The following is an 8,440-nucleotide window of genomic DNA, read 5'->3' on the forward strand; positions in this document are numbered from 1 at the left end:
TCACCGCCCTCGGCGATCCCTGGGGCACCGCCGCCGCCCTCGCCGTCAGCGCCACCCACGCCCTCGTCCGCGGCGACCTGCCCGCGCTGCGCACCACGGGCGAACGCAGCGCCCGCACCTTCACCGAGCTCGGCGACCCCTGGGGCCGGCTCCAGACCGTCCACCCCCTCGCCTCGCTCGCCGAATCCACCGGCGACCACGACACGGCCCTGCGCCTCCACGAGGAGGGCCTGCGCATCGCGGAGGAACTCGGCCTGTGGACCGAGGCCTCCCACCGCCTCTCGGGCCTCGGCCGCATCGCCCTGCTGCGCGGCGACCACGCCCGCTCGCGCGCCCTGCACGAGCGCGCCGCGCGGCTCTCCGCCGACCACTCCGACCGCCCCGGCGTCGCCCACGCGGAGATCGGCCTCGCCCTCACCGCCCGCCGCGCCGGCGACCTGGCCGGGGCCGAGACCCACCTGCGGAGCGTCCTCGCGTGGAGCGAGCGCGTCGACTTCGCCACCGGCCGCGCCCTCGTCCTCGCCGAGCTAGGCTTCGTCGCCGAACTCCGCGGCGACGCAGGCACCGCCCGCGCCCACCACCTCGCCGGCCTCGCCGCCGCCCGCGAGACCGGCGACCCGAGGGCCCTCGCCCTCGCCCTCGAAGGCCTCGCCGGCGCCCACGCCCTGGCCGGCGACCCCACCCGCGCCGCCCGCCTCCTCGGCGCCGCGCACGCCGCGCGCGTCTCCGTCGGCGCCCCCCTGCCGCCGGCCGAGCGCGGCGACGTCGACCGCGTCACCGCCTCCCTCCGGGCGGCCCTCGGCGACGCCGCCCTTGCCGCCGCCTTCACCGAGGGGACCGGCCTCGGCCCCGCCGAGGCCGCTGTACAGGAGGCCGGGACCGCTCCCTGATCTTCACGGTCTCCGACGCGGGCCTGCGCGCCTTCGGCCCCGACCACCGGGCCGGCTTCCGCACGAACCCGCCCCTGGAGCGCTCCACTGCCGCGCCTGACGCCCTGTCGGTCCGGCGCCCTCCCGGCCACCGGCCGAGAGGGCGTCACGCCCCGCCGGCGCCGTCCGCCTCCGTACCGGGCTCCGCTTCTTCCCGCCGCGGCTCCGTGCCCGTGTCGCGCGGCGGGGAGAGCAGGATCGCGCGGGCCTGTTCGGCGGCCCGGACGATGCCCTCGCTGACGAAGTCCATGAAGCGGGCGACGTTCTCCAGGCGGGCGGCGGCCGGGGTGCCCGGGCCGAGGACGGCGACGCCCTCGCGGGCGATCTCGACCATCCGGTCGTTGGCCCTGGCGCTGGCGATCATCGACTGGTACCAGAGTTCGTCGTCGACGACGTAACGCTCGCGGCGCCGGTCGTCGCGCTCGCGCCGGATGAGGCTCTGGCTCTCCAGGAAGGCGACCGCCTTGGAGACGGAGCCGGGGCTGACCTGGAGCCGCTCGCTGAGTTCGCCGGCGGTGAGGCTGCCGGCGTCGGTGGCGTAGAGGGCGGCGAGGACCCGGGCCGTCATGCGGGGCAGGCCTCCTTGCATGAAGACGGTGGCGAAGGCCTCCTCGTAGTCGCGTACGGCCCGGGCGTCGCGTCCGTCGGTCCGTACGGGCGCCTTGGGGGTACTCGGCCGGCGCCGCCGGGCCCGGTTTTCGGTGGCGCGGTGGGCGAGGTCGGGGCGGTAGGCGGCGGGGCCGCCGTTGCGCATGACCTCGCGGGTGATCGTGGAGGTGGGGCGGTCCAGACGCCGGGCGATCTCGGCGTAGGCGAGATCGTCGGCCAGCCCCAGCGCGATCTGCTGACGTTCCTGCTGAGTGAGCCTGCCTCCCGGCATCGTGATCTCCCCTTGTGTAGGCACCCGAGCGGCCAGCATAGCGTTCACGCTCAGGTCATTGCAACACAATGACCCCCTCCGTTGCATTAACTTTGAGTTCGTTGCAACAAAATAATGGCTTTGAACTGCCAAAACACATCCATGGTGCAACGCAATGCTTGCCGACGTATGGAAAGCAACGTAGCTTTTCCCGTGTCGGAAACACCAAGAGCGCCTCTACAGGAGCAACCGCCATGCAGAAGTTCGCCACCCCCGCCCCCATCACCGCCGCCGTCGAGATCCCCGCCGGCCGCATCCGGTTCATCGCCGCCGACCGCGCCGACACCACCGTCGAGGTCGTGCCCGCCGACCCCTCCAGGAACCGCGACGCCAAGGCCGCCGAAGGCACCACCGTCGCCTACGCCGACGGCGTCCTGCGGATCACGGCCCCCGAGGCCGGCAACCAGCTGTTCGGCCCCTCCGGCGCCGTCGAGGTCACCGTCCAGCTCCCGGCGGGCTCCACCGTCGACGCGAAGGCCGCGGCCGCCGAACTCCGGGGCGTCGGCCGCCTCGGCGACGTCACCTTCGACAGCGCCCAGGGCCCCGTCAAGCTCGACGAGGCCGGCCGCGCCCGCCTCTCCCTCCAGGACGGCGACATCACCGTCGGCCGCCTCGACGGCTCCGCCGAACTCACCACCGCCCGGGGCGACCTGAACGTCCACGAGGCCGCCGGCGGCACCCTCGTCCTCGACACCCGGTCCGGCTCCATCACGGTCGGCGCCGCCCGCGGCGTCTGTGCCGCCCTCGACGCCGGCACCTCCTACGGCCGGATCCACAACTCCCTCCGCAACGCCGACGGCGCCGGCGCCGGCCTCACCATCCGGGCCACCACCTCCCACGGCGACATCACCGCCCGCAGCCTCTGACCCGCCCCACCCACCCCGCCATGCCGGGCCGGTTCCAGCCGATCGCCGCGTACCAGCCCTCCACCCCCGCCGTCGAGACGCTCCGCGGCCTCCTCCTCGGCACGGATCGGCCACAACGGCCGGCTCGCCCTCGCCCGGTGCGCCGCCCCGACGGTCCTCGGCCACCTCCGGTCGGCGAAGACCTTCGCCAAGGGCCCGCGGCAGGGCCGATGCCGGCACACCGCGAGCCCCCCCGCGGCCCGGCCGGGACCTGTGTCCCGCCCGGGCCGAAGCGTTGCGGCACGCGGTCCGTCCGGGACGGCGACCCGCCCCGCCGGACAGACGGACCGGCCGCCCGCCCGGAGCAGCACCCCCGGGCCCCCTCGGGAGGGCTCAGGAGTGCCCGCACCCCATCCCCACCCGCGTCAGCTCCTCCACCGCCCCGTCGATCGGATGCGGCTTCCTCCACCGCATCAGATTGATCGCGAACGACACCTGCCGGCCCCCGTCCGCCCGGGTCATCGTCACCGTCCCCGCCCCCCACACCGTCCCCTCGTTCCCCCAGAAGGTGCCGCACCCCGGCACGTCCACCCGGTGCAGCCCGAGCCCGTACTCGATCGTCGAACCGTCCAGGGCGATCACCGGCACCGTCCGCCGCATCTCCGCCAGCGACGCGGCGGAGACCACCTCACCGGCCAGCAGCTTCCCGTAGAAACGGTTCAGATCCTCCATCGTGGACACCAGCCCGGCACCGGTCATCACCCACGACATGTCGTACGTGCTGTAGTCCCGCGGCGGCTCCAGCGCCCCCCACAGCCCCTCGTACATCCGCGCGTGCGGCCCCCGCATCCGGGCCCCGGCGGGGAAACCGGTGTTCCGCAGCCCGGCGGGCCGGATCACGTGCCGGGTGATGTACTCCTCCGCCGGCAGGCCCGTCACCCGCTCCAGCAACTGCCCGAGCAGCAGGTAGTTGGTGTTCGAGTAGACGCCGGGCGTGGCCCCCGGCTCACCGGTGGACGGCGCCGCCAGCCCCAGCGCGATCAGCTCGGCCGGACGGAAGGTCCGATACCGGTTCTCGTCCAGGCTCCGAGCCGACACCGGCTCCCCGGCCCCGCTGATCGACGGGAACGCGTACGGGATGTACTCGGCGAACCCGCTGGTGTGGTTGAGCAGCATCCGCACGGTCACCCGCCGGCCCCGCTCACCCGGCACCAGGTCCGGCAGATGGTCGCCCACCGGGTCGTCCAGGCGCAGACGGCCCCGTTCGACCTGCTGCAGCACGGCGGCGGCCACGAAGGTCTTGGTGATGCTGCCGACCCGGTGCCGCATCCCGGGCGTGACGGGCCGGCCGGTGGCCAGATCCGCGACCCCCGAGGCGCCCCGCCAGGTCCGGCCCGCGTCCCGCACCTCCGCGAACACCCCCGGCATCCCGGCATCACGCAGCCCGTCCAGGGCCGAACGCAGCGCCGCACGGTCCGGCACCGGCTCCCGCGGTACGGACACCGGGGGAGCGGGCGCCGGTCCGGTGGCCGAGGCGGGCGGCGCGCCCGCGGCCAGGCCGAGCGCGGCGACGAGCATGAGCGTACGTATCTTCACAATGACTCCTCGGTCGTGTCGTCCGGACGTCAGCCGGCCAGGGCCCGGCGCAGCACGTCCCCCAGCTCGGCGTTCTGCCGCTGCGAGATCTCGGCGCTGACGATGGCCTGCGAGCCGTGGAAGGTCCCCGGCCACTGATGCAGCTCGACCGTCACCCCGGCCCGCAGCAGCCGCAGCGCGTACGCGATGTCCTCGTCCCGGTTCGGACACAGCTCGGCCGTCCCGATGTACGCCGGCGGCAACCCGCCCAGATCGGCGGCACGCGCCGGCGCCGCGAAGGGCGTCGCCTCCGCACCGCCCAGGTAGAACCCCCAGGAGGCCGCCACCCGGTCCCGGTCCATCCACGGCGTGTCCGTGAAGTTCCGCTGCGACCAGGACTCCTGCCGGTCGTCCAGCTGAGGCTGATTCAGCAGCTGGAACCGGATCGCGGGCCCCCGCTCGTCCCGCGCCCGCAGGGCCAGAGCGGCGGCGAGCCCGCCCCCGGCACTGTGCCCGCCCACCGCGATCCGCTCCCCGTCCACCCCGAGCGGCCCGGCGTTCGCCGCCACCCAGTGCAGTACGGCCCAGGCGTCGTCCAGCGCCGCCGGGAACGGGTGCTCCGGAGCCAGCCGGTACCCCACCGACACCACCACCTGCCCGGAACCGGCCGCGAGCCGCACGGCCCACGGGTGCTCGGTGTCGAGCGTGCCCATCACGTACCCGCCGCCGTGCAGCCAGACCACCGCACCCCGCGCACCGGCCGGCCGGTAGACCCGCACCGGCACCCCCGGCGCACCCGGCACCACGGCCGGAACGGTCCACTCCTCCACGACCAGGCCCTGCACCTCCGGCACCGGCACGGCCGACGCCAACCCTGCGAGTCCCTCCCGGGACGCGACCGGATCACTGAGGTCCGTACGGGGGAACAGCGGGACGAACACTTCGAGTTCGGGATCCATGCGGCCCATCCTCCGCGCGGCGCCCCCCACCCGTCAGCCGCCACCCGTCGCACACCACCGGCCACCCACGCACCGAACGGCGCACCCCCGCACCCACCGGCGCTCCTATCCTGTCCGCCATGGAGGCACTGGCACTACGTCTGTCGGGACTCGACCCCTACGTCGACGGCGCGATCCGCATCGTGACGTTCTACGACACCCTGATGCGCCGCCGCGTCGACCTGCCCGCGCTCGCCCGCGCCTCCGCCGGCCTCGCCGAATGCGTCACCGGCATCCGCCTGCACGGCACCGGCCGGCCGATCCGCGTCTCCCCCCTCGGCACCGAGGCCACCGGACCCGAACTTCCCGCCACCGCCACGGCCCCCGTCACCCTCGACGACGAGAAGATCGGCACCGTCTGGCTCGAACGCCCCGGCCCCGCCCACCACCTCGACGACATCCTCCTCGACCGCCTCGCCCTCGCCGTCGCCGCCGCCGTCGAACGCTACGGCCCCGCCCGCACGACCATGGCCGACCCCGCCCTCGTCGAACTCGCCGTCGGCCCCACCACCGACGACCCCACCCGCGCCCGCGCCCTCCGCCTCCTCGGCTTCCCCGCAGGCACCCGCCTCCACGTCGCCGCCGTCCACACCCCGGGGCCCCTCGACCGGCTCGCCGCCCACGTCTGCCCCCAGGGCCTCGTCAAAGCCGCCGCCCTCGGCACCGACACCCCCCTCGGCGTCCTCCTCGCCACCGCCCTCGACCCCACCCGCTTCCCCGGCGACACCCGCGCCGGCCTCGCCACCGCCGACGACCCCACCCTCGCCTGGCACCACGCCCGCACCGCCCTCCGCTTCACCACCACCCACCAACCCGTCATCCACCACACCGACCTCGGCGCCCTCGCCCTCCTCGCCGACATCCCCGCCGGCACCGCCCGCGCCAACCCCGACGTCGCCGCCCTCACCCAGCTGGCCACCAGCCCCGACGACCTGGCCACCCTCGACGCCTACTGCGCCACCGCCTCCGTCCGCCGCGCCGCCGACCGCCTCCACCTCCACCACAGCACCGTCTCCCGCCGCCTCGACCACCTCACCCGCACCCTCCCCTTCGACCCCACCACCCCCACCGGCCTCACCCGCGCCCGCCTCGCCCTCACCCTCTGGCGCCTCCACACCCCCACCCCCGGCAGGTGACGCCCCCCGGCGCATCCACCCCGCGACCGCCGGACGACGCCCCCGACAGTCCCCCGGTCGCACCCCCCACCTGCGGGTTCCGCCCCCGGACCGCGTGTTCTACTGGGACCGCTCGCCGACGCTTCACCGACACACGGAAGGGGGCACCCCATGCGGGAACAGAACGCGGCACCGACACCGCCGGGCACCGCCCCCACCGTCGGCGACCTCGGCGGCTACATCGTGGACGAAACCGGCCACATCGCCGCCGTCAACGACCGCGGACTCACCCTGCTGCGCCTCACCCGCGACGCGATGCTCGGCCGCGACCACCACGAACTGCTGCACCGCGACGCCGAAGGCAACACCGGCCCCCGGGCCCTCTGCCCCCTCATGGACGCCGTCGTCTCCCGCGCCGCCTGCAGCGGCACGGACATGTGCTTCGTACGCGGCGACGGACTCCTCCTGCCCGTCCACTGGACCGCCACCCCCCACCCCGCGGGCGACGGCCCCGGCACCCTGGTGCTCTTCCACCCCGGCCCCGTCGACGTACCCGAGGCCGCCACCGGAGGATCACTCCCCCAGCTCGAACGCCTCGCCCTGCTCGCCGAGACCACCACCTCGCTGACCTCCACGATGAACGAACAGGAGACGGTCGACCGGCTGACCCGCCTCGTCCTCCCCCGCCTCGCCGACTGGATGGTCGTCGACCTGATAGCCGACGGCGGCGACATCCGGCGCACCCGCGTCGCCGAACACCGCAGCGGCCGCCTCCTGCGCCACCCCGAACTCGAAGGCCCCATCCCCGGCGTCACGGCACAGTCACCCCTGCCCCTCTCCCGGGCCCTGCGCGGCAGCGCCGCCTCCCTGGTCGGACCGGAGATCTACCAGGGCGAACCCGACTCCGGCATCGCCGCCGTCCAGCACGACCTGTTCGCCGCCACCGACATCCACTCCGCCGTCATCGCCCCCATCCGCGGCCCCCGCGAGATCCTCGGCGCCCTCACCCTCGGACGCGGCGACAACCCCATCGCCTTCACCACCCGCGACCTGTCCCTCCTCGAGGACATCGCCCGCCGCGCCGGCCTGGCCATCTCCAACTCACGCCTCTACCAGCGCCAGCGCCGCATCGCCGAAACCATGCAGCGCTACCTCCTGCCCCGTCTCCCCGACGTACCAGGAGTCGAGCTGTACGCGAGCTACCTCCCCGCCCCCGACGCCTCCCAGGTCGGCGGCGACTGGTACGACGCCTTCCCCCTCTCCGACGACGCCACCGGCCTCGTCATCGGCGACGTCGCCGGCCACGACCTCGAAGCAGCCGCCCGCATGGCACAGCTGCGCAACATGCTCCGCGCCCTGGCATGGTCCGAGCAGCACCCGCCCAGCGTCCTCGCCCAGCTCGACCAGGTGACGGCCCGCTCCACCGACCTCTCCACCGCCACCCTCATCCTCGGCCGCCTCTCCACCACCCCGGAGACCGGATGGACCTGGGAATGGACCAACGCCGGCCACCCCCCGCCCCTCCTCATCACGCACGACGGCCACGCCGACTACCTGCACACCCCCCGCAGCGTGCTCCTCGGCACCGGCACCCACATCACCCGAGGCCGGGACACCGTCCACCTGCCCCCCGGTTCCACCCTCCTGCTGTACACCGACGGACTCATCGAATCGCGCGCCCACGGCATCGAACCCGGCCTCGCACGCCTCCGCCGCCGCGCCGCCACCCTCGCCCGTCACAGCCTGGACGCCATCTGCGACCGTCTCCTCACCGACGTCCGCCCCCCGGACAACGACGACGACGTCGCCCTCCTGGCCCTGCGCGTCCCCCACCCGGGCAGCCGAACGCCACGCCCGGCCCAGCCGAACTGACACGCCCCCGGCTCACCGGTCACGGCCCCGGCGGAAGACCCCCCGCGCCCACGACCGTGTCGTCCCACGCCGCCACGGGCGCTCCGGCGCCGTCACCCAGAACACCGTCCCCACCACACCGAAGATCACCACCCCGACCAGGGCGGTGGGGACCCCCAGAGCGAGCACGGACGCCAACAGGAACTCG

7 protein-coding genes are annotated in these 8,440 nt (G+C 74.9%); 4 read left to right on the forward strand and 3 right to left on the reverse strand.

Translation table 11 applies throughout. The features are described 5' to 3' along the window. A partial coding sequence (locus RIF68_RS18135) for a tetratricopeptide repeat protein (RefSeq protein ID WP_309052314.1) occupies positions 1 to 890 on the forward strand: 890 nt, incomplete at its 5' end. Between the two features lie 145 nt (positions 891 to 1,035). Here RIF68_RS18135 and RIF68_RS18140 read toward each other — a convergent pair. Beyond that, positions 1,036 to 1,809: a helix-turn-helix domain-containing protein gene (locus tag RIF68_RS18140; RefSeq protein WP_309052315.1), complete on the reverse strand. Its 774-nt coding sequence runs from the start codon at positions 1,807 to 1,809 to the stop codon at positions 1,036 to 1,038. Between the two features lie 233 nt (positions 1,810 to 2,042). On the opposite strand from RIF68_RS18140, the gene RIF68_RS18145 reads away from it, so the two are divergent. Further along, entirely contained in the window at positions 2,043 to 2,714 is a 672-nt protein-coding gene (locus RIF68_RS18145) for a DUF4097 family beta strand repeat-containing protein (RefSeq protein WP_309052316.1), read from the forward strand. Positions 2,715 to 3,086: 372 nt separating this feature from the next. Here the strand turns inward: RIF68_RS18145 and RIF68_RS18150 are convergent, their stop codons facing one another. Continuing rightward, on the reverse strand, positions 3,087 to 4,289 hold the full coding sequence (locus RIF68_RS18150) for a serine hydrolase domain-containing protein (RefSeq protein ID WP_309052317.1): 1,203 nt from the start codon (positions 4,287 to 4,289) through the stop codon (positions 3,087 to 3,089). Between the two features lie 29 nt (positions 4,290 to 4,318). Beyond that, positions 4,319 to 5,227 carry an alpha/beta hydrolase gene (locus tag RIF68_RS18155; protein WP_309052318.1) on the reverse strand — a complete coding sequence of 303 codons (909 nt, stop codon included), beginning with the start codon at positions 5,225 to 5,227 and terminating at the stop codon, positions 4,319 to 4,321. Positions 5,228 to 5,346: 119 nt separating this feature from the next. On the opposite strand from RIF68_RS18155, the gene RIF68_RS18160 reads away from it, so the two are divergent. Further along, on the forward strand, positions 5,347 to 6,402 hold the full coding sequence (locus RIF68_RS18160) for a helix-turn-helix domain-containing protein (protein WP_309052319.1): 1,056 nt from the start codon (positions 5,347 to 5,349) through the stop codon (positions 6,400 to 6,402). 150 nt (positions 6,403 to 6,552) lie between these two features. Beyond that, the gene (locus RIF68_RS18165; RefSeq protein ID WP_309052320.1) at positions 6,553 to 8,253 is read left to right on the forward strand and encodes a SpoIIE family protein phosphatase; all 1,701 of its coding nucleotides are present in this window, start codon (positions 6,553 to 6,555) and stop codon (positions 8,251 to 8,253) included. The last annotated feature ends 187 nt before the right edge of the window (positions 8,254 to 8,440 follow it).

Origin of the sequence: Streptomyces sp. (assembly GCF_031178505.1) — a bacterium.
Classification (GTDB): domain Bacteria; phylum Actinomycetota; class Actinomycetes; order Streptomycetales; family Streptomycetaceae; genus Streptomyces; species Streptomyces gulbargensis.

Excerpts from the sequence above, each read along its gene's own strand:
- RIF68_RS18140 (WP_309052315.1), bottom strand. The coding sequence starts at position 1,809 with ATGCCGGGAGGCAGGCTCACTCAGCAGGAACGTCAGCAGATCGCGCTG.
- RIF68_RS18145 (WP_309052316.1), top strand. The coding sequence starts at position 2,043 with ATGCAGAAGTTCGCCACCCCCGCCCCCATCACCGCCGCCGTCGAGATC.
- RIF68_RS18155 (WP_309052318.1), bottom strand. The coding sequence starts at position 5,227 with ATGGATCCCGAACTCGAAGTGTTCGTCCCGCTGTTCCCCCGTACGGAC.
- RIF68_RS18160 (WP_309052319.1), top strand. The coding sequence starts at position 5,347 with ATGGAGGCACTGGCACTACGTCTGTCGGGACTCGACCCCTACGTCGAC.
- RIF68_RS18165 (WP_309052320.1), top strand. The coding sequence starts at position 6,553 with ATGCGGGAACAGAACGCGGCACCGACACCGCCGGGCACCGCCCCCACC.